Origin of the sequence: Lacrimispora xylanisolvens (assembly GCF_002934545.1) — a bacterium.
Taxonomy (GTDB): Bacteria; Bacillota; Clostridia; order Lachnospirales; family Lachnospiraceae; genus Lacrimispora; species Lacrimispora xylanisolvens.
The window spans coordinates 604,498-627,840 of the sequence record NZ_PTJA01000001.1 but is presented as its reverse complement, the minus strand read 5'-3'; the positions used below and the strand labels follow the sequence as shown (position 1 = coordinate 627,840).

Genomic DNA, 23,343 nt, shown 5'->3' with positions numbered 1-23,343 from the left:
CAAAGTCCTTATTAGTATATCATAATATTTATAGTATGTACAATCTTATACCTTAGAAAAAAAGATGTTATTTTTTAAGTTTTTATGAATATTATACCTTATTTAACAATATCTCCTAATTAATCTTTTTGAGATAATATAGTTTTAAAAACTACACGCTGGATTGTCAACAGTTTTTATTGACAACTTTTTAAGGATGATCATTCTATACTTCACCGCTGCCAAATATCCTAGTGAAGAATCAATCTGTGGTTCTTAAACCAATATTTCTATATAGTTGTTTATTGAATCAACAACGTTTTCAATTTTTGACTCTTTGCAGGTATCTTTATGCATACGGAACCGGGCAGTCGTATAAACCTGGATACGGTGGCCGGAAGCGATTAGATTTCTATCCTTTAGATCTGAATTATATTCCGCGTTCCGTAATTATCACGGTTTTCCTTGATTGCATTTACTTTTGCCCTAACATCAGCGCTGCTTGTTTTAAAATATCGTTTTCCATCTTAAGCTACTGGTTTTCTTTGCGAAGCCTGATCAGCTCTGCATCTTCTGTAGAACGGCTATCTTTTTCCTTAAAGGGACTACTGTTATCCGCCTGCAGAGTGAATATGCAATATCATATTCTCTGATAATATCGCATTTACTTTTTCCACCTCGGTAGGGATCAACGATTTGTTGCTTTAATAAAGGTGTAAATGTACGGCGTGGACTTGGTTCTTTGTTTTTAGGCATAGGGGGCATCATCCTTTTCTTATTAAGATTATCATATATGCCTTTAAAATTTCTGTCTAGTTAATTGTAGCCAGTTCACAAGTATGTGCCGCCAGCAATACGGTATTACTGTTAAGGTACGAACGTTTTACCGTTTACTTTTAAAACATTTACTATAAAAGCTTAATCTAAAATATTTTACATATACCATAATTTTAAAAAGGGTAAGGTTCAAAGAACCTTACCTTCTCTTCTCTTATAAATAATATAAATTTAATACATTTACTCTGCATGATTTAGTTTTGCACTAGCCATACTAATCAAAAGCCAAAATATAGGTGTAGCAATAGGGAGATTAAGATTAACAAATGCTTGGGCACTGTAGCAAATAATACCAAATGCAATTGCCATTAAATAATTATTTTCTTTATGTTTAAAGCATTTTTTTATAATAGAAAAAACAAAAATTAAGTAAGATATCAATCCAAAAACTCCTACTGTAATAAGCATGTGTAAGTACTCATTATGAGCGCTATCAAATATTTCATTATATTTGTTATTTGCTGTAGCTTTCAATATTAATATTCCAAATGTTTCCGGGCCATAGCCTATCATTTTTTTCCAAAAAGTTAGTTTTGAGAAACATTCCAACCCATTTCTCCATATATAACCGCGGTGTGTTCCCCAATCATCATTAAGTACAAAATAATTACTAAGACCATTATATTTTGATGCATGTCCAGCAATGTTACAATCAAGCAAAATAAAAATGATAATTAATGATGTAATTGTAATTATACCAATCCATATATATACCATTACATTACCCAATTCAAATAACTTATTTTTACCTTTTAAATCCCAAATATGCCATAATAATAATAATGACCACAGTATTATGACCAAAATGTGTAAAAACTTAAATTCTAGCACAAGTTTAAAAGCACTGTCTATTCCTATAACCTGATTACTAAATTTATAATTTATCCAATCAATGCATTGCGCTACAGAAAAAAATGTTGTAATGATAATAAAATACCTTTTAATGCCTCTCATATTTAGAAATAAGAAAATAGGCAATAGACCAAATAACGCCATTAAAGTTAAATAAGCGTTATCACTTACCCCCATGATAATTGCAAAAAAACTTGTAACCATACAAATATAGTAGCACATCAAATGCGTGGATCTGTTTTCTTTAGCGTAAAGAACTGTTGATAGCGCCGTTATTATACCTACATATGCCGTATAGGTATTTATATTTCCAATCGTTGAAGTAAAGATGTCTTTCTGGTCAGGTATCATGTTAACTTTAAACCCAAAAATATCCAATCTAAAATAATCTGTTATTCCAAACAAGCATACTAAAAAACCTGCTATTAGAATTAAATCTAAATACCATTCTTTAAAATTCCAAAGTCTACTTACGCAGAAATAAGACAGAACATACCAGGAAATCAAAAAAAGTCCAGTAAATCTTCCTTCATTACCCCAAAACGACTCATAGAGATAATCTGAATTAAGCGTTGATAAAATAGCTATAAACCAGTAAATTATTACGAAATAGTCTACTAGTGATAACTTTTTTCTAATTCTGCTTGTATTATGCAAATAGCTCTGATCGGTCTTGACTTTTTCCATAATATAATAGGTCATTACCAATACCAACATTGCAATCGTACAAAAGCAATAATAGTAATACTTAAATTGAAGAATGTCAAAGTAATAATGTCTAAAAACCAGAGGAAGACCTACACCAATTGAGATCATATATATGTTAAGTAAGATTGATAAAAAATTTGGCTTTTCACTTAATTCATTATAAGTATTTATTGACATACCCTATTTTCCTTTCCTGTCAAATATTTGTTGTTTAAGTATACCACTTTATTTCTCAAAAAGAAAGGGTAAGGTTCTAAGAACCTTACCCTTTCTCAACTTTATAATTAATATAAAATTAGTCTTCTACAAAAACAGCTTCAATTGTGCCGCTACCATTGACTTTGTAGCAGTTATCGTTACCATCTTTTGCTTTGTTTTTGCTCTTCTGAACAGTACCAGCTGTATTTACTAAGTAGTACTTAGCGCCTGAAGCAATGGTAATCTCCTGATAATCGCTATATCCTGATTTTGTTACACGATTCTTTGTTACAGCTGACTCATTATTAAGGAAATCATCAGTTGTTAACAGAGTATAAACGGTATGATCAACGCCATCTACATTAATAGTGTATTCTTTAACAACAGAATATTTATCATCTTTACTAGCAGCTAACATTCTACCAGACTGATAATACTTCTTATTATCAACGCCTGTCTTACCAGCGCCTTTCCAGCCACCAGACTTATTGAATAAGAATGTATTAGATTCTCCATCAATAGAGATAGTCTGCTTATTAGTCTTCATAGATCCATCATCGCCATTTCCGAAGTAATAGCAATAGTATCCTTCTGCATCTAACTGAGGAGCATTATTTTTAAAGTTATCCTCTGTATCAAATGGAAGACGATCATTATCATCACCTAAAATTTCAGCGATCTGAGTTTTGCTGTTATCTTTAAACTTGATAAACTTTAATCCGTCTTTCATTCTACCGAACTCATCAAATGCATATTTCTTGCCATTGATTGTTTCGATTTTACCAGCAACTAAATTACCATTACGATCTGAATAATACCAAGAATCCTCGTCATCGTTATATTTAGATGTATTCAGATAATAATCAGGAACTACCTTGAACCAACCCTTGGTAATTCTTGCTCCATCTTCAGGTGAGCCAAAATATCTCCAGTTATCTGTATATTCAGCTGAACCATAAGTTGCAGTAATACCAGCACCAGCAGATGCTATAGTAGCAGTAGTAGGTGTTGCACCGAAAGCAACCCATTCTGCATTCATACGGCCATACTGATCGAAGCTGTATTTTTTACCGTTAATAGTCTTACCATCTTTGCTAACATACTTCTTACCATTAGTATTGAAGTAGAACCAACGAGTCTGATTCTCATCATCGAAAACTCTGCTACTGCTTACACCAGGAGCATCGTCATCAGTGTAGTTATTATCTACGATATCAAGGGAAGCCCAGCCAAGTGCCTGTGCTCCATCATTCTCATCGCCGCAATAGTAAACGCCATCACGCCACTTCTCATCGCCAGTTTCTCTCTGACCTTCAGCATTGATCCAACCATATAACATCTTGCCTTCATCATTAAAGATATATTTCTTACCATTAATGGTCTTGAATGTAGCAGTGTTGGTAGAGCTAGCTGTCTTATAAGCCTTACCGTTAGAACCGAAGTAATACCAGTTATTTACTGGATCATCAGAGTTGCTTCCATCATAATCTTCATTCTCAACGGAAACCCACTTATTGGTTACCATAGCACCGTTCTCGTCTACATAGTAGTACTGATCATTATATTCAACGATCTTATCGGTAGTCATCTCACCATCTTCGTTAAGGTAGAACCAGTTGTCGCCGGATTTCTCCCACTTCTCTGTTTCTTTGTCTCCGCTCTTGCTGTAATATACCCATGTACCATTTTCTTCCTGCCAGCCAGTTGCTGCGAAAGAGGTCATGGAAGCGCCTACTGCAAGCAGTGCTGCTGTAGATAAAACAGCAACTAATTTAGTCTGCTTTCTCATAATTAATGCACTCTCCTTTTTTCTTTTTGAAATACTTTCTGAAATTCCTAATAGCATTACGAGGTAATTATACTTCCTATAATGGAAATTATCAATACTTTTTTTACTTTTTTTGCATATTTTGCATATTCAAAAAAATATTAACAATTTCGGAAGAAGCTATCAATTCCTCCATCACATGGAACATTATAATACATTTTTTGTAAAAATGCTATAACATTTATCTGTTCAATTTCTTACAGAATTATTACAGAATGGCATTTTTTAGGATAAATTGTTTTTTTAAAATACACAAGCCTAATTTGAAGCTAAAATCCTTATTTTATCTGCATTTTCTACAATTTTTGCAACGTGAATCATCTATTGATTTTTACCAGTTCAATGGTATAATGTTCATATAAATTTACACAATTATAATTTTGAACATCAGATTATACCCAATTTAATATATGTGGAGGTTATTTTACTATGAATCGTAATGTTATTATCTGCCGTCTGATTCTGGAAAATCCGGCGGTCACACAAAGAGAGATATCACAGGAACTTATGGTTTCACTCGGTACCGCAAACAGTCTGGTTAAGGACTGTATTGAAATAGAATTAATCGCACCCGGTAAGATGAATGAATCCTACGAACTCCTTCCTGCCGGAAAAGCACTTCTGAATGAACATAAAGTTGATGGCGCCGTAATCATTGCTGCCGGCTTCGGATCTCGTTTTGTTCCACTGACTTTTGAAACGCCAAAAGGACTTTTAGAAGTATTTGGTGAGCGCATGATCGAACGCCAGATCCGACAGCTTCATGAATCCGGTATCTATGACATCACAATCGTAGTCGGATACCTGAAAGAGAAATTCGAGTACCTTATAGATAAATATAAGGTTAAGCTTCTTTATAATCCTGAATACTCTAAAAAGAATACTCTGGCTACCATTTACCACGCCAGGGAGTTATTCAAAAACAGAAATATGTACCTCCTCTCCTCTGATAACTGGATGCGCCATAATATGTATCACTCCTACGAAGGAGGCGCGTGGTACTCCTCCTCTTATATGGAAGGGGAAACTTCTGAATGGTGTTTTGATTATAATAAGAAAGGACGCATTTTAAATGTAACAGTTGGTGGGCAGGACAAATGGGTGATGTATGGTCCCGTCTTTTTCTCCAAGTCCTTCTCAGACCAGTTTCTGCCTGTACTGGAAGCTTATTATGAGATTCCCGGAACCGAACAGTTTTATTGGGAAAATGTCTTAATGGAGATGCTCTCAGGTGAAACTGCAAAACGTCTTCCTGAATTTTCTGAAGCTGGACGTGAAATTGAGCTGTATATCAACCGGAGACCAGCTGACGAAGTGTATGAATTTGAAAATCTGGAAGAACTGCGCCGGTTCGATATCAAGTATCAGCACCGCTCTGACAATGAAGCTCTGGAGCTGGTCTCCAAGGTTTTCTCTGTTCCTGAATCTGAAATCACGGAGATCAGATGTTTAAAAGCAGGTATGACCAACAAATCCTTCCTGTTTAAGATCAAAGACCGCCATTATATCTGCAGAATCCCCGGCCCCGGTACGGAACTGCTGATTAACAGACAACAGGAGAAGGCAGTTTATGATGCGTTATCTCAATATGATATTACAGAAAAGGTTATCTACTTTAATGGTGAGACAGGGTATAAAATTGCAGAATATTATGAAGGTGCTCACAATGCCAACCCCAATAGCCTTGAAGAGATCGAACGTTGTATGGCTCTTGTACGGGAATTTCATAAATCTGGAATTGAGGTATCTCACACCTTTGATTTCCAGGAACGGATTGATTTTTATGAAAATCTCTGCAGAAAATATGGAGCGATTCCCTTTGAGGATTATTCAGATGTCCGTAGCCAGATGTGCGAGCTGCTAAATAAATTAGAGAAACTGGGACATAAAAAAGTTCTGTCTCATCTGGATACGGTAGTGGACAACTTCTTAATGCTTCCCAATGGAACCGTTCGTCTCATCGACTGGGAATATGCGGGCATGTGTGATCCACTTGTCGATATATCCATGTGCGCAATCTATTCCTATTATAATGAAGAAGAAACTGATCGGCTGATTGAAATATATCTAAAGCGGACTCCAACCACGGAAGAACGCTATACGGTTTATGCTTACATGGCTCTGGGTGGCTTTTTATGGAGTCTCTGGGCTATTTATAAAGCATTTCTGGGAGAGGAATTTGGCGAATACACCATAATCATGTATCGATATGCAAAAACATACTATAAGAAATGTATGGAGCTTCCGAATATTTGACATTTTTGGAAATTTGTCTGCAAATCGTAATAAAATGTTTAGGTATTATGATTAGCACTATGTTATAATGTCTCTATGTGTAATATAGAAATAGCTGGAACAGGAGGAAGAGAACGGTATGCGATACGGAAAGAAAACAGCGGCTCTGCTGCTTGCAGGACTGATAGGAACCGCAGCTTTGATACCAGCTAATACAGCCTGGGCTGCGACAGGCTGGGTTAAGGAAGGTTCTCAGTGGAAATATTTTGATGCGGATGGATCCGTTCATAAAGGCTGGGTTAAGACATCTGACGGCACGTTTTACTATCTTGATTTAACTACCGGTATCATGGCGACAGGCTGGAAGCAGATTAATGGAAACTGGTATTATTTCCATTCTAATGGATCTATGGCTACCAAGTGGATCAAGGACAACGGAAAGTATTATTATCTCATGGACGATACCGGAGTTCTTGTAAAAGGATGGCTTAAAATAGGCAACAGTTACTACTATATGAAGGGTGACGGTGCCATGGCTACCGGCTGGAGAGATATGGATAATGGCTGGTTCTATTTTAAGGAAGACGGTACCTGCGTCATCGGATGGGGACAGGTTGGTAATGACTGGTTTTATTTCGGTTCTGACGGAAAGATGATAACCGGCTGGAAACAGATTGACAACGCCTACTATTATCTGAATGCCGATTCCAAATCAGTATTAGGTAAGATGATGACTGGCTGGCTCAGTGACGGTACCAATAAGTACTATATGGATACCAGCAATGGTAAGATGGCTCATGGCTGGAAGCAGATTGAAGGTGCCTACTATTATTTCGGCGACTCAGGACATATGACTACCGGTTGGATTCAGCTTTCGGGTGTATATTATTATCTCGATCCTTCAACTGGAAAGATGGCAGCGAATACTACACTCACAATAGATGGAAAGAGCTATAGCTTCGCTTCCAACGGAGCATATCAGAACGGCTCTTCCGGTACACCGACGGGTTCTTCTAACAGCAATACTCCCGGAGGCACCGACAGCAACAGCAGCGCCCCAGGAGGTTCTTCTACAACGAATTCCGGAGGACCAGGCGGATCATCGACTGGAGCGAATAATTTAACCAGCCCTCCCACCAGTCAGTCCAATGACACGCCGGGTGGAACATCTAATTCTTCCGGCAGCGGTACCTATCAGTTATCACCTGGATTAACCAGCGGACCAGGTTGATCATTAACCGGATTTTTTCTGTGTGGGTATCTGCACTTTTCCGCAGATGCCCACACTTATTTTTTTGGTCTTTTTATGTACATATATGATTGTATTATTGATACTTAAGAAACAAAGGAGGATATTACATTGAGACACACGAAAATCAGCATGCGTTTTGCCACAGCTGCACTCAGCGTTTTGATCGGCATGTCAGCCGGATTCTATCCAGCTATGAGCACTCAGGCAGCGCCTTATGAACGGGTTAATGGTTACTATCAGTTAAAAGACGGCACAGTGATTAAAGAAGCAATTGCCAGAGGAATTGATGTATCCCGCTGGCAGGGAAATGTGGACTGGACAGCGGTTGCTGCAAATGATGTCAGTTTCGTAATGCTTGGAACCCGTTCCAAAGGTGTGACTGATCCTAATTTTCACACAAATGTACAGGGGGCCTCAGCAGCTGGACTGAAGGTAGGCGCCTATATCTATTCTCTGGCTACCACTACCGATATGGCAAGAGCAGAGGCAGATTTTGTCCTGGATTTAGTTAAGGATTACCCCATTTCTTTTCCTATTGCCTTTGACGCAGAAGACAGTTCCACACTGGGTACTCTTCCGCCCTATCAGGTAAGCCAGATCATCAATGCGTTCTGTGACCGAATAAGAGAAGCCGGGTATCATCCCCTTGTCTATGCCAATGATTACTGGCTGTCAAATAAGATTGATTTATCTCAGATGAAATATGACATCTGGGTTGCCCGCTATGAAGCAAAGCATACGTTCCAGAATCCGGTTATGTGGCAGGTAACCAGCACCGGACAGATTCAGGGAATTAACGGAAATGTGGATATTGACTTTCTGTATCAGGATTTAACACCCAAGCTTCCAGGTAATCTTTGGAGAAAAATCGGAGATAAGACCTACTATTACCAGAATTACTCCATGCAAAAGAATACCTGGATCAATGATGGAACGGGCTGGTTTTATATGAATAATGAAGGACAGGCTTCTACCGGTTGGTTTGATAAGGATGGACAGCGCTACTATCTCGATGATACCAATGGACGGATGTTCACTGGTTGGAAACAGCTTTCTGACAAATGGTATTTCTTCAATGCAAGCGGCTCCATGAATACTGGCTGGCTTATGGACAATGGTGCTAAATATTATTTAAATTCTGACGGTTCCATGGCTACCGGATGGGTCGATCTAAACGGGCAGCATTACTACATGAGCGACACATCAGGCCAGATGAAGACCGGATGGATGGATCTCAACGGAAAACGGTATTTCTTACAGGATAGTGGTGTTATGTCAACTGGTTGGCTTGATTTAAATAACAAACGATATTATTTAAATAATGACGGTTCCATGGTGACTGGCTGGCATACAGATGGGATGACCAAATATTACATGGCGGAAGACGGCAGTGCCACTTCTGGATGGAAGCAGCTGGATAACAGCTGGTATTACTTTAATACCAATGGCAGCATGAGCAGCGGATGGGTCAATGCAGACGGAAGCTGGTATTACATGGAGAGCGATGGTAAGATGCATTCTGGGTGGCTTGATGACCGTGGCGCTAAGTATTATTTAAGCAACTCGTCTGGTAAGATGACCGTTGGCTGGAGACAGGTAGACGGAAGCTGGTATTATTTCGGAGATAGCGGGGCTATGGCTTCGGGTATGATAACTGTTAACGGCAAACAGTATTATTTAAATCCGTCTGACGGTAAGATGAAAGTATCAGAAACATTTGCGGTTGATGGTGTTTCCTATACTGCTGATGCAAGCGGTGTATGCACCTTAACTCCTGCTGAAACTACTCAGGAGACTACTGGTGAAACACAATCTGCTGCACCTGGTACAACTCCACAAAATAACTCTACCGGGTCAGGTAACACGAACTCAGGTAATGCAGGAACAGCAAGTGAAACTGCTCCAGGCAAAGAGATTGGGCCTGGAATACATTAAATGATAATATAGGAAAAGGCCTGGGAATTGGAAAATCCCAGGTCTCTCTTATTCTTTGATTTTATGTTCACTTGTATAACTTATATATTGAGTAGAGCTGCTCACGAAATTTCGTATCAGAAATGGACCTTTGCAAGTCCGCCATTTTACCTTCTAACAACAGAATTTCAGTAAGACGTGCAAATCGGGCTTCACCTTCCACCACCCCCTCCTGTCTTCCTTCCAGAATTCCTTGCCGCATTCCTTCTCTACGTCCTTCAGCTAACCCCTGTTCCTTCCCTTCTGCCAGAAGTTCATCAAACTTGGTCATCAGCGTCATATAAATCAACCTCCATTCATCATTTCTACGTCCTTCTTCCACACCAATGATTGCTTTCTTAACCAACTCACCGTTATCCCGTGCCTTAAATCTGCTAGGAGACATCAGAAATAATAGAAATTCTTTTAATTCATCTCCGACTGCACCGCGGGTCCCCTGGGCATTGACAAATACTTTGTAAGCTCCATCATTCAGCGGTATCGCTGGCAACTCTGTGCATTTGTTCTGGAAACTGTAAATATACTGTCCATATCCAAAGGGATCAAAGGTACAGAGAAATATAATGTAGCTATTACCCAATTCCCGATACATCTGACCTTTCTGAAGCATGGCAGTATCCATCTGACTTTGATAATATCTGCTTCTTTGTGGAAGATCTCTTTTGTTTGACGTCTGAAGTTCTACATCAAAACTTTTGTTACCGCTCTTAGCAAATACATCTAGTCTTACACCCTTAGAAAATGCATAAGTATCAATGGTTTCCTGTGAACTGATAAAATCAATTCTGTCTATGGGGAAATTCAATATGCTTTCCAACAGATGTCTGCACAATTCCCCATTGCTGCGCATCACATAGGAAAACATAAAATCGTCCGTAAGTTCAAGTTGCTCATACGGTTTATACTTTGTCATTGGTATCCTTTCCCTCTCCAGGGAACAATAATAATCCTAAGATCATTATATCATTCCGGGAAAAAGGAATCAATGAATGTTTTTCGTCTCTTCAACAATATAAATCGGCCTGTCCTTTAGTTCCGCAAACAGGATCGCAATATAATTTCCAATAATTCCAACGATCAAAAACAGGACTGCAAACATAAAGCACATAAGAACGATAATGGTGGCATACCCGCTGGGCGTTCCTACTCTTGCCCAACTCCATATGGTATAAATCATCATGATAATTCCCAGAATACCTGCACCGCAGCCAGCATAAATCCCGAGTTTCAAAGGGAGATTGGAAAAACACATAATGGTATTTACAGAAAATGCGATTAATTTCTTTATGCTATATTTGCTTTCGCCTGCAACTCTCGTTCTTGCTTCATATTCGATTGTGGTTCTGGGGTAACCGATATTCTGTACGTATCCTCTTAGAAAACGAACTTTTTCTCTGTAGTTGTCTTTCAATACCTTTGCCGCTTTTCCTGAAACCGCAAAAAAATCGGAAGCATTGGGCTCAAATTTAACATCAGAAAGCACATTGATCAGACGGTAGAATGCAGAGGAGGCAATATTTTTAAACCAGCCGGCAGATTCATTTCTGGTACGTACCATGTTAATCACATCAAAGCCCTCTTCCAGCTTTTTCACGATCTCAGGTAAATATTCCGGAGGGTGCTGCAAATCTGCATCCATACACACAATTCCGTCACCCTGACTGTAATCCAGACCTGCAATCATGGCTGCTTCATGTCCAAAATTTCTGGAAAAGCTTATTACCTTTACCCTTTCGTCTGACTGGGACAGCCGGGTAAGTACAGAAAGAGTCTGATCCTGGCTTCCGTCATTAACAAAGATAAGTTCATATTTCCAGCTTAGTTTCTTCAAAATGCTGGCTGTTTCCTCGTAGAACCGGTCAAGAGCCAGTTCTTCATTGTAACAGGATACAACCACCGATAATGTCTTTTTCATATATTTGCTCCTTAGCTACTGGTTTCCCTCTCGAAATACACTGTAACCATTTTCTTTTAATATAGTCAGTGCACTTCTAACTTTCTGCCCGCTGTCCTCTCTGCTGGGTCGGTATTCGAAATTAGCCCGGAGCTCATCGTCAGTCAGTTCTTCAAACTTCAAAGCCATTTCAGCCCGTTTTTCATAAGCATTAAGCCTATGGGGGGCTTTTTTTATCTCAATATAATTGGTATAACAATTTCCTGCTAAAAATACAAAACAGGCAATTCCAGCCACCAGTTTCGCAGCAAAACCAACCCGGTATCTCTTCTTTCTGAAAAGCAGTGCAAAGGTAAGTATAATACCAAGTATGCCAGTCTGAAACTGGAGGGCATACCTGGAGCTGAGTCCGTAATTCTCCAGAAGAAAGATCCATCTGGACAGTACGATCAGCACATGATTCAATCCCCCAGATATAATAAGCAGCACCGGTAAAATCGTTTCTTCATAAAGGCGGTAATACCAGTTATACCACAACGCAATCGCATAGAATGCTATCACCAGAATACCCAAAAACAGGAATGGACCATTGGTGCGAAAGATTTCTTCTGCCCTCTCTCCTTCAATTACCATGGAAGAAAATGATTTGACAAAAAATCGGACAAAAAATCCAGGAGTGTCCATAAGCTGTGTAAGAAGTGACACAGTCGCAGGTGCCGCATGGTCTTCCACTGCATAGCTGTTGCTCCACAGATACAAAAGAAACGGAGTCAGGGCACTAAGTCCATATATGGCTGGCCAGATCTCCCGTTTTTTCCGTTGATGAAAAAATAGCATGACACAGGATAAAAGTACGGTAACGGAATAGATCGCACAATATGGCCCTGCTACAAGAAGGGTTGTTGCAAACGGGATTACAATCAGGCAGATCCGGTCATATACCCGGTCACTCCCATTCCACACCCGATCAAAAACTTCGTAATGCCAGTAAAAAAGGGCAAATGACAGAAAGTGAGCAAATCCGCTTCCGTTATTTAACATCTCCCATTTATTCAGGCTAAACAGTACAAACATGAGCACCAGAAACCAGCCAAAAGATAGCTTTTTCCGGACGCAATAGGCAGTAATGGCGGCACCGGAAAGTCCCAGTGCCAGTACCCCCAGTACTCGATCAAACATGATATTGTAATCAAAAAAGGTAACATTTATAATTCTTGCCACATAATTGACTGGAATCCGAGTCAGGATATCCGGTACAAAAAAGCGTCCCGGATCAAACACATCAGGAAGATAGCTGTTTACCAGACGGACATAGTCTGAGTAAATCCCGTCGCAGCTTGCCGAAAAGATGTACCAGAGGCAGAATATGGTTCCCAGAAGAGGGACTATATAGTATCGGTATTTTTGCTTCATCGTCTCACCTCTGTCTCTTAATCGGCTGTAATTTCAGCTACTACAGCCAGATGCTTATCGCTCCGCTGCTCCGATGCTGCCTGGTAAAAAAAGTTACTTTCAAACCTTAATTCTGATACTTTATACGCAGGGACATCGATCTGCGCAGTCGCAGTGCTGGAATCAATGGAAACAACTGTCTTATCTTTTCCTTCTACAGTAACGGTGATGTGTTCCAGTCCGGTTATCACTCCGGGATAATAGAATTTCAGTTTGATCTTCCCCTCTTTGCCTGCCATGATTCTGATCTTTGCATCTTCATCAAGCCAGCCGTCTTCATAGCTGCCGTAAACACGCTGAAATTTCAGATCTTTCACAAATGCAGTCACATCCTGGAATGCATTGTGCTCCGGATCTTCACGCAGGATCAGCATGTTGGGAGTAACAAGACCAATATCTCTGATGGAATCGATAAATATAACTTCAGTTCCTTCCGCCAGACGTTTGCTGTCAAAGGTCTTAAAAAAGGTGCGGGCTGTGAAATCACTCATTTCATAAGTATTTCCGATAATATAGATCTTTTTACCGAATATATTGTTCCCATACTTTCCATAAGTCTCTTCTGCCAGAGAATTGTATCTAAGCTGAGAGGACCAGTAGTAAAGATTAGGGTATTCCCCACGGTAAAAACTTTCAACTGGGAGCATCAAAAGTCCATAAAGCACAAAAAGACCGCAATACAAAAGAGGTTTTGCAGTAAGTATCTGTCCCTCTTTCAGCGGTACTGTTTCTCCGCATAAATACGCGGCAAACAGCCATGCGGCAGTCATGGATACATAGATCCATCTGGTTTCCACACGGATGGTGACACTTGAAGATCCAATGCACAGGGCTATGAATACAACAAATAATGTAATAATCGGAAGCCGTAGTTTTAATTTTTCTCTTTCTTTAAATAACACGATTAGAAATCCTGCAATCATGATCACAAGAGATAAATTGGCAAGCATAACAAGTACCCGAACCCAGGAGGGCGACTGGCTCCAGCTTAAACCGCTTAAATAATCAGGACCTGCATTGACTCCAAATATATAAAGCACCTGGTCGAATGCATATCGGATGCTTTGAGATACGCTGAATGTATCGGCTACTGTAGTTCCTCCGGTTCCTGCAGGAGAAATACTTCCAATGGTGAGGAAACGGATAAACTGAACTGCCAGAAATGCTTCGGTTATGCTAAGCCAATAGGTAACTTTTTTTTCCTTTTTCATTAGGAATGCAATGAAAAACAAAGGAAGAAGAACCATATAACGTTCATGGACAAAGCAAACACTAAAATACAGCCCAACCGCTGTCCAGATATATCGATCGTTCTGCTTTTCTCCGGATAAATACTGGTACAAAGAGTAGAGGATTCCGATTGCCATCCAAAGAGCCATACTTTCCATAAGACCGTATACCTGGCTGATCTGATAGTAAGACATTCTGGAAAGAAGATATAAGATTCCGCAGCCCAATCCAACAAACCACCGATGGGAAAGACGTTTCCCAAAACGGTATATGGTATACGCAATACAGCTGTTTAGTAGAATATTAAAGGGCACGAACCATTCCGTATGACTTCCCAGAGCCATCATTTCCAGCCAGGCCGCCAGATAATAAACAAAGCGGAACCGGGTACTTCCAAGTGGAATTACAAACTGTCGAAAGGTTTGTTCCCCATAACAGGACCATAGATAGAGATCATCCATATAAAGTCCATTTATTTTAATGCCTCTGTTAATGAAAAAGGCAAAGGAAATCAAAAGCAGAGCTGCAATGACTTCGTTTTTCCATAACGCTTCCTTACCCATCCATTGTCTCTCTTCCATATTTTCCTCCTTTTCCCGTAAATATTAGAAAAACCGTTCTTCCAGCATCAGACATAATGCATGATATACTGGCAGATGAAGCTCCTGAATTTTAAAGGTTTCTTTCTCTGGCACCACGATGGATACGTCAGCCGTCTCTTTTAACTCACCGCCATCTCTTCCGGTCAGGCCAATGGTTTTCATACCGATTGCCCTGGCTGCCGTCATGGCATACATAATATTTTTTGAATTTCCTGATGTGGAAATGCCAAGAAGAACATCGCCCTCTTTTCCATAGCCGTATGTCTGCTGAGCATAGATTAGATTTCCGTCTACATCATTTAAATAAGCAGTGGAGAGTCCCGGGTGGCCTGTTAAGGCAATGGCTGGAAGTCCTCCCTGAAGTTTATCTGCAAGTTCCTTACCGCGAACCGGATCTGCCCCGGTAAGCTTTTCTGCAAATTCTGCTGATACTGCTCTGGGTTTTACGAAGCCCTTCATTAATTCTCCGACGATGTGCTCCGCGTCCGCGCAGCTTCCACCATTTCCGGCAATTAAAAGCTTTCCTCCGTTTTTATAACAGTTCTCAAGAATCTCATAAGCTTCCTTTATGTCATCCTTAACACTGGTTAATACCGGATAACGTGTAAGAAGCTCCTCCAAATAATTCATGGGTTCCATCAAGCTCACACTCCTTCTCTTTTTAAGATCCATTCTGCTGCCGATGTCATATCTTCTGCATAAGCATCGAATGCTGCCATTTTTTCTGCTTCCGCCAGGCCGTTATATAATTCTTTTCCATATCCCGTACCTACCAGAATAGATTTTACACCATATCTGCGCCCCGCCTCTGTGTCCAGAAGCTTGTCTCCGATCATGTAGGAATGGGACTTGTCCACCTTAAAGTACTTCTCTGCCATCTCAAACATTCCGATATCCGGTTTGCGGCAATGACAGGATCGTTTATATTCTCCGATTCCATGAACCGGATGATGAGGGCAGTAAAAATAGCGGTCTATCTCTGCTCCGTCTTTTGCAAGAAGACGGTTCATGTATTCATGCAGCTGTTCTACATCCGACTCGCTGTAATACCCTCTGGCAACTCCCGCCTGATTGGTCACAACTACCAGACGAAACCCCTGTTCCTTTAATCGTTTTAATGCAGCAGAGACACCGGGAAGAATCACTAAATCCGAAGGTTTGTGTAAATATTCCACTTCTTCATTAATTGTCCCATCCCGATCTAAAAAAACTATTTTATCCATTCTTATCCCTTCCTCTGCTGCCTGTTTTTTTCACGTTTTATTTTAAATTAAAATGATACTGTCCGCCCGGTATGGAAACCTTAACGTCCTGATAATCCCATCTCGCTTCATCCGTTATCCAGCTTTGGGCACCTCGTAACTCAAAGTTCCAGTCAGTCAGCTGTCCACCAGCCGCTTCCATCCTTGCAGCCACTTTATGACGCACATTATAGGGACAGTAAACCAGTAAAAATCCGCCGCCACCGGCTCCAAGAAGCTTTCCGCCCAGTGCACCAGCTTTTAAGGCCTCTTCATAAAGTTCATCAATCTGTGGAGTGGTAATCTTGCTGCTCATCCTCTTTTTGCTTTTCCAGCCATAATCCAATAGCTTGCCAAAGCTGTATAAGTTGCCCTTTAAGAGTTCATCTTTCATGGCATAAGCAAGCGCCTTCACTTCACACATCGCCTCAAATGGATCCTTTTTCTCATAGTTTGAGACCTGATCTTTGATAATGTTGGCAGATACATGAACATTTCCTGTATAGCAAAGCAGAAGATTATACTGCAATTCATGAATGATTTCCTTTTTAATTCTGAGGGGATTCACTACCACGTTATTGCGTCCGTGGAATTCTATAAAATTAAAACCGCCAAAGGTTGCGGCATACTGATCCTGATATCCGCCGTCAATCTTAAGGTCCTCTCTCTCCACCTGATAAGCAAGATCAGCCATGGCGTAGCTGTCCAGCTCCACACCTTTCCATCTTGCCATAGCAGTTAAAAGTGCTACCATCACAGTAGAAGAAGTTCCAAGACCAGATCCGGGAGGCGCGTCACACTGTAAGTAAACTTCGCAGCCCTGTTTGATGTCCATTGCTTTTAAGGCAGCCGTAACAAGATCCAGCCGTCCATCGTATACATAATTTTCTTTTGTATTATACTTGACTGTCATGTCAAAATCCAGGGAATGGACGATGATCTGGTCATCCTGTCTGGGAACAATGGAGCAGTATGCATATTTGTTAATGGTACTGCCGATTATGGCTCCTCCCTGCTCGATGCAGAAGGGAGCAACATCAGTTCCTCCACCTCCAAAGCTGACACGCAGGGGGGCACGTCCTCTGATTATCATATAATCACCCTTCCTTCCTTAACATCTTCCATGAAACGGTAATAATCTTCCGGAATTCCGATATCAATGAAATAGCCATCATTTACCAGGCCTCCAAGCTTTCTTCCCTCCGAAAGCCATAGTGGAATCATATCATGCTCAAGAGATACCTTTCCTTCCGGTATGGTCTCTAACAGAGCTCGTTTTATTAAATAAAAACCGCCGTTGATGGTTCCTTCTTTAGACTCTTCTACCTTTTCATCAAAGGCGGTCAGACGGCCGTTTTCTAAAACCGCCTGTCCATAGCGGGATACATCAGGAACTTTCCGGAGAACAAGAGCCATATCAAGGTCCTTTTCCTCCATCAGTTCCGTAAAGCTGCTGCAGTCGATCTGATAGAAGGTATCTGCATTTAAGGCGAAAAACATGTCTTCTGTCACCTGTTTTCCGGCATTCTTTATGGCTCCTGCCGTTCCTAACAGTTCCTCCTCGTAAGCATAAGAAACACGGATTCCCCAATTGGAACCATCTCCAAAATAATCTTCTACCATAGAACCTTTATATCCTACTGCAAAGATAATCTCAGTCACGCCATACCGGATAAGCTGTCTCACCACATATTCCATAAAAGGCTTCTCTTCTATCAGCGCCATAGGCTTTGGCCGGTCACTTACTACGGATCGCAGTCTGGTACCAAGCCCGCCTGCCAGCAAAACTGCCTGCATCTTAATGTCCTCCTTTGTTATATATTAAAAATCCTCTCCCACTACGCTCCATGCCGCATCAATGCTGTGATACGTCCGAATGTAGTTCTGGGTATTCTGACTCATCTGTCTTAGACTGTCCGGATCATTATAAAGAGCAATTACTTCCTCAGCAAATGTTCCAGGCTCATCTCTTACCACCATCACCTGATCTGCCTCAGGGATTCCTTCAGCTCCGATGGAAGTGGTTACTACAGGAGCACCATAATAAAGTGCTTCAATTACTTTTCCCTTTACACCTGCTCCGTATCGCAGAGGAACAACCACAATCCGGCAGCTGGCATAAAGACTTGCCAGTTCTTCTTCCGTAACAAAACCTTTTACAATAATTCCATTATCCGGCTGTTCCAGGGCTTTGATCTCATCGGTAACCTTGGAACCCACAATGTAGAAATTAACCGGTATCTGCTCTCTGATTAATGGGAATATCTCTCTTGCAAACCACAATACCGCATCTGCATTGGGCGGATGGGCAAAGCCGCCAACAAACAGCAGGCCTTCCCTCTTTTCAAAGTCATTTGGAATCTGATTTAAAAACCGGTCAAACACGTAAGCTACAATTGCTTTTACAGGAACGGAAGGCTCAATTTCATGAATGGCCTCCCGCTCAACATAAGACGGGTAATAGGAAACTGCCGCTTTTTTCATCAGGCGGAGCTCCATAGATCTCCAGTATTCGGAAGCTTCCCGTTTCTTAGGATCTCCGGTAAGCTCGTATTCCCTGCCTTCTCGCAGGAAATGAAGGTCATGTCCGTAATAAATCAGCTTCATGCTGGTATTTTCCCGGAGAAAATCAATATATTTCTGAGCGATATGGGGGCGGTTTAAATAAGCTGCCTTTATATCATCACCATGTGCCTTTAACCAGTCCCAGATGCCTGCCTGATATTCCCTGCCGTAAAGAATCTCAATTCCCATCTGCTGTAATGCGGTGGAATAAGGCTCTTCATGAAGGAAATTGTCTCCCAGGAACTTAACCACATATCCCTTATCAATAAACATTTTTAAATATTGGAATGTGGTTTTGGAACCAGCATCCCGGTCGTAGGTAGGTACATAATGATCCACCACCAGGATGATATCCTTTCCCTGGCTTCTTTCTCTGGCACGGAATGGGTCAGGATTACCGTTATTCTCGCTCTGACAGCTGAACTCAGCCGCCCATTTTTCTTTCAGCTTTTTACTGTTTTCCACCTGATAGCGTTTTAAACCGGAGCCATTGACATCTGTTCCGTTTGAAATGCCTTCAAAGTGAATTACTTTGGAAAGAGGCTGATAAACCACCCGATAACCAGCCTTACGCACCTCAAAGGCAAGATCGGAATCTTCACAATAAGCTGGTGCAAATCGTTCATCGAAGCCGCCAATCCGTTTCCACAAATCACTGGAAAGAAGGATTGCAGCACCGGAAATATAATCTACGTCTTTTACATAATTGTATTCAGGTTTCTCCGGGTCATCCAGGCGTCCGTAATTCCAGCCGGAGCCGTCGCTCCATAAGATTCCGCCGGCCTCTTGAAGCCGTCCGTCAGGATAAACCAGCTTGGATCCCACCATTCCGATGGAAGGGTCTGACTCGATTAAATTAACCAGACTGTCCAGCCAGCCGTCGGTTACCTGAGTATCATTGTTTAAAAACATGATGTACTTTCCTCTTGCCGACTTTGCCGCCTGATTGCAGTTTCTTAAAAATCCCTGGTTGGTTTCATTGCGGCAGATCACCACATTCTCCGTGAATTTGGACAGCTCTGCTGTTGCATCTGTTGATACATCATCTGCAATGATTATCTCATAATCCACATTTTTTGTGTGCTCCAGTATGGACAGGAGGCATGCATAAGTATAATGGATCTGGTTGTAAACAGGAATGACGATGGATACCATGGGATGTCCTTCTTTTACAAAACGAAGTTTTCCATGTGTCCGGTATACCTCTCCGATTTTCATGTCGCCTTCCATGAGATTTCTTCCCTCATCTGTTGTATAGAGGGAAATGGATTTTATAGGGTGAAGAATGGTTTCCTTTATATAAAACAGCACTTTCCGTTTCTTTGTGCCTTGTGGAAATTTCTCATTAAAGATTCTTTTCAGCCTGCGCAGTACCTTATAGGAGAAGGATTCATGCTTTCTTAACTGTTCAATAATCCCCTGCATGGTTTCACAATCTTTTCTAAGGGAAGCAATAATCATGTCCTGGTTGGCAACATGGTTATCCGTTAAGCGCTTTTCCTCCTGCTGTTTTGTAATGGTCAGATCCTTTTCCTTTAATTCAGCCTTCATCTGGGCAATCTGATCCTTGGTATCATCAATTATCTGAGATACCTCAAACATGCTGTCCGGCAGGGCAAATGTCTCATGCATATAGTTTAAGAGATAAATCTGCTGATTCTCACCGTGAACATATTCCTGAAAATGGCGTTCCATCTCTTCATAGATACCAATCAGTTCACCGTCCACTCCCTGCTCTTCCATAAACACTTCCCTGGATTCATAGCTCAGGATGCTTTTATACTGCTCATAAAAATAATACAGCACCCGGAATTTTATGAAATTAACGGGAACAGGAAAAGAGAATACCCATTCATAATCCAGACAGTAAGGACCGTCTTCAGTCATCATGATATTCTCAAACAGGCAGTCTATATTGGAATGTTTAAATGCCCAGTCTCTCCTGATCTGCTCTGCAGAATCCGGAAGCACACCGAATACTTCTTCAAACTCCGGCGTGATATGGAACGGCGTCATGTAATCATCATGTACCTTTAAAATCATGGAGATGCCGTCTTCCAGAGAGGCTTCCGAAACTTTCCCATTTACGATCTGCCGGCCAAGAATCTCAGCATACGTCTCTCCTTTTAAAAATGCAAACCGGGCGGTTGTTCCATCTGAGCTGACCGTTACGTCTGCCACATGTAACCCCTGATTTTGTTCCGTTAAGTTATTGTATTTTTCTTCAAAGGAACGGATATGAGAGATTCCCTCTGCCGTCAGGGCAGTCTTTTCCACATAAGGCAGTCCATTTTCTTCCACCAGACTGGTGCGTATCTGAAAAGCTTCTCTTCTTGTTTTATTATATTTTACAAAATTAATTTTCTTCATGACGGCTCCAAATGGTTAAAAATGAATTGGCAAATGTCTCAAACTGTTTTCCTTCACATACTTCATCAAACATCTTACCTAAATCGAAACGTAAGTACTTGGGATAATCATAGGCAAGAATGGCGTGGGTTAAATCTCCCTTACCAGGAAGATACCCATCGGAATATAAAGTTACGGGAAGGCGGTAATCGGGCATGGGATAGTAAAATTGCACAGTACCTTCGTTCCCTTCACTTCCGCATAAAAGTTCCTTTAACTCTGTTCTGGAAAGGCAAAACTGCTCCGCCTTTGCACCAGCCTGATACTTTAATCCCAGACGGTTTGAAATGGCAGTAATCAGCATTCCTTCGGGTTTTAAAAGTTCTTTGGCCTTTCGCATCATGTCCTGATACGGTTCACAAAGAGAACCTGCAAAAACGATATAGTCAAAACCCTCTTCACTGGTAAATGAGTTTAAATCATTGTTCACGTAATGAATGTTGTTTTGTTTTTGATTGCGAAGGCGGTTGAACGATAAATTGTTGTGGCAGGGGTCTAATACGGTTACTGCTTTCACTCGTCTGCTGTATAAGCCTGTTAACGCGCCGTAGTCAGATCCCACCTGCAAAAGTGTTGCATCTGGTTTAAATTCAAACCAGTCCAGCAGATTTTCTCTAATCTCCGATAAGGCATATAAATAATCCAGCCTGGGATTTTCCTGCAGCAGCTTTTTGATATCTCCATTATAATTCTGATACAGCTTTTTAAGTTCAGGGCTTAAATCATTCATGCATTATTCCTCCTTACCTTTCTGCACGCATAAGTGTTAAGCTTACATCCGATTCCATATCGTAAACACCAACCGTATTCTTGTTGGATATAACGGTAATGTTCACAATATCATACAGACGGTGGTAAACCACATGCTCCCCGTTTTCAAATCCGGTACAGCTCATGGACAGTAAGTATTCTCCACCCTGAAGAGTCATCTTCTGGGTAAATTCCACGACGTATTCATCGCCTTTTTTAACAGATTTTACATCGGAGGACTCAAACATGGTATTGGTACCGGTCAGATCTGCCCCACGCTTGTCCTTGATGGTATAAGTGAAAATCGGTGTTTCGATTTCTCCGTGGAAATGAATTCGTTCCTTTATGGTAAAACGCTCTCCTTTTAACAGAAGATTAGTGATATTTCCTCTCTCATCAAGAAGGCCAAAATCTATGATCTCTGCCCTCTTATCCCCATATTCCGTGCGGTTTGGATTGATGGTCAGCTTATCTTTCATCATTCCGCCTGCTGCCACCCTGCTTCTTTCCGCAATTGCCTGGTCGCCGGAAAAATCATTATATAGTCCGTTGTCCGCAGCTTCCAGTTCTTCATTCAGATCATCCATCTGGTTTGCCAGAATCTTCTTGTAAAGATCCACCATTTTTCCCGGCTCGCCTTCTGCGATGAAATTGCCTTTGTTCAGCACGACTACACGGTCACAATACTTGATGATAGCACCCATATCATGGGTAACCATGAGGATGGTGGTGCCATTTTTACGGATTTCCTCCATACGGCGGTAGCATTTCGCCTGAAAGAAAACATCTCCTACGGAAAGAGCCTCATCAACGATGAGAATCTCCGGCTCTACATTAATGGCAAGGGCAAATGCAAGGCGGACAAACATACCGCTGGAATAGGTCTTTACCGGCTGATAGACAAAATCTCCGATATCGGCAAAATCCAGGATGTCCTGCAGTTTCGCATCCATCTCTTTTCTGGAAAATCCCATCATGGTACCGTTCATGTAGATGTTTTCGATCCCGGTATAATCCATGTTGAATCCTGCTCCAAGTTCCAAAAGAGCAGAGATCACTCCATTTACCTGAACATCTCCGGTAGTTGGAGTCAGTACTCCGGTAATAATCTTTAAAATGGTGGATTTTCCAGAACCGTTGGTACCAATAATACCTACAGTCTGTCCCTTTTCCACATTAAAAGAAATCCCGTTCAAGGCGAAAAAATCACGGTGGTAATTTTTATGAGTCAGACTCATGGCCTCTTTTAACCGGTCAATGGGTTTTTCATATAATTTATATATTTTGGTTACATTATTAACCGTCAATGCTTTGTTATTTGATTCTACGGACATTGA

Annotated in this window: 16 protein-coding genes; 3 read left to right on the top strand and 13 right to left on the bottom strand. The window is 40.9% G+C overall.

Annotated features, from left to right (window positions below):
- Positions 1-996: 996 nt before the first annotated feature.
- Both BXY41_RS02935 and BXY41_RS02930 read right to left on the bottom strand, forming a co-directional pair.
- Positions 997-2,553, bottom strand: coding sequence for an O-antigen ligase family protein (locus BXY41_RS02935; RefSeq protein WP_104434425.1), 1,557 nt, complete (start codon positions 2,551-2,553; stop codon positions 997-999).
- A 118-nt stretch (positions 2,554-2,671) separates the two neighbouring features.
- Complete coding sequence (locus tag BXY41_RS02930; RefSeq protein ID WP_104434423.1) at positions 2,672-4,363, bottom strand: PspC-like choline-binding domain-containing protein; 1,692 nt, start codon at positions 4,361-4,363, stop codon at positions 2,672-2,674.
- Positions 4,364-4,831: 468 nt separating this feature from the next.
- On the opposite strand from BXY41_RS02930, the gene BXY41_RS02925 reads away from it, so the two are divergent.
- The 3 genes from BXY41_RS02925 to BXY41_RS02915 all read left to right on the top strand — a co-directional run bounded on the left by BXY41_RS02925 (position 4,832) and on the right by BXY41_RS02915 (position 9,824).
- Positions 4,832-6,658, top strand: coding sequence for a phosphotransferase (locus tag BXY41_RS02925; RefSeq protein ID WP_104434421.1), 1,827 nt, complete (start codon positions 4,832-4,834; stop codon positions 6,656-6,658).
- Positions 6,659-6,776: 118 nt separating this feature from the next.
- Complete coding sequence (locus BXY41_RS02920) at positions 6,777-7,868, top strand: PspC-like choline-binding domain-containing protein (RefSeq protein ID WP_104434419.1); 1,092 nt, start codon at positions 6,777-6,779, stop codon at positions 7,866-7,868.
- A gap of 129 nt (positions 7,869-7,997) precedes the next feature.
- On the top strand, positions 7,998-9,824 hold the full coding sequence (locus tag BXY41_RS02915; protein ID WP_104434417.1) for a GH25 family lysozyme: 1,827 nt from the start codon (positions 7,998-8,000) through the stop codon (positions 9,822-9,824).
- A 67-nt stretch (positions 9,825-9,891) separates the two neighbouring features.
- Here BXY41_RS02915 and BXY41_RS02910 read toward each other — a convergent pair whose 3' ends face one another.
- From BXY41_RS02910 to BXY41_RS02860, 11 genes are all read right to left on the bottom strand, one after another.
- On the bottom strand, positions 9,892-10,776 hold the full coding sequence (locus BXY41_RS02910) for an Rpn family recombination-promoting nuclease/putative transposase (protein ID WP_104434415.1): 885 nt from the start codon (positions 10,774-10,776) through the stop codon (positions 9,892-9,894).
- 69 nt (positions 10,777-10,845) lie between these two features.
- Positions 10,846-11,778, bottom strand: coding sequence for a glycosyltransferase family 2 protein (locus BXY41_RS02905; protein ID WP_104434413.1), 933 nt, complete (start codon positions 11,776-11,778; stop codon positions 10,846-10,848).
- Between the two features lie 15 nt (positions 11,779-11,793).
- Positions 11,794-13,170, bottom strand: a complete 1,377-nt coding sequence (locus BXY41_RS02900) for a hypothetical protein (protein ID WP_104434411.1) — start codon at positions 13,168-13,170, stop codon at positions 11,794-11,796.
- Positions 13,171-13,187: 17 nt separating this feature from the next.
- On the bottom strand, positions 13,188-15,020 hold the full coding sequence (locus tag BXY41_RS02895; RefSeq protein WP_104434409.1) for a hypothetical protein: 1,833 nt from the start codon (positions 15,018-15,020) through the stop codon (positions 13,188-13,190).
- Positions 15,021-15,044: 24 nt separating this feature from the next.
- The gene (locus tag BXY41_RS02890) at positions 15,045-15,680 is read right to left on the bottom strand and encodes a D-sedoheptulose-7-phosphate isomerase (RefSeq protein WP_104434407.1); all 636 of its coding nucleotides are present in this window, start codon (positions 15,678-15,680) and stop codon (positions 15,045-15,047) included.
- Positions 15,681-15,685: 5 nt separating this feature from the next.
- Complete coding sequence (gmhB, locus tag BXY41_RS02885; RefSeq protein ID WP_104434367.1) at positions 15,686-16,264, bottom strand: D-glycero-beta-D-manno-heptose 1,7-bisphosphate 7-phosphatase; 579 nt, start codon at positions 16,262-16,264, stop codon at positions 15,686-15,688.
- A 37-nt stretch (positions 16,265-16,301) separates the two neighbouring features.
- Positions 16,302-17,375, bottom strand: coding sequence for a GHMP family kinase ATP-binding protein (locus tag BXY41_RS02880; protein WP_104434365.1), 1,074 nt, complete (start codon positions 17,373-17,375; stop codon positions 16,302-16,304).
- Positions 17,372-18,079 (bottom strand): nucleotidyltransferase family protein, encoded by a 708-nt coding sequence (locus BXY41_RS02875; protein ID WP_104434363.1) that lies wholly within the window; start codon positions 18,077-18,079, stop codon positions 17,372-17,374. Before BXY41_RS02875 ends, BXY41_RS02880 begins: the two co-directional genes overlap by 4 nt.
- Before the next feature lie 24 nt (positions 18,080-18,103).
- Positions 18,104-21,217: a glycosyltransferase gene (locus BXY41_RS02870; RefSeq protein WP_104434361.1), complete on the bottom strand. Its 3,114-nt coding sequence runs from the start codon at positions 21,215-21,217 to the stop codon at positions 18,104-18,106.
- Positions 21,204-21,986, bottom strand: a complete 783-nt coding sequence (locus BXY41_RS02865; protein WP_104434359.1) for a class I SAM-dependent methyltransferase — start codon at positions 21,984-21,986, stop codon at positions 21,204-21,206. The genes BXY41_RS02870 and BXY41_RS02865 overlap by 14 nt, the downstream gene beginning before the upstream one ends.
- Before the next feature lie 13 nt (positions 21,987-21,999).
- Complete coding sequence (locus tag BXY41_RS02860; RefSeq protein ID WP_104434357.1) at positions 22,000-23,340, bottom strand: ABC transporter ATP-binding protein; 1,341 nt, start codon at positions 23,338-23,340, stop codon at positions 22,000-22,002.
- Between the last annotated feature and the right edge of the window lie 3 nt (positions 23,341-23,343).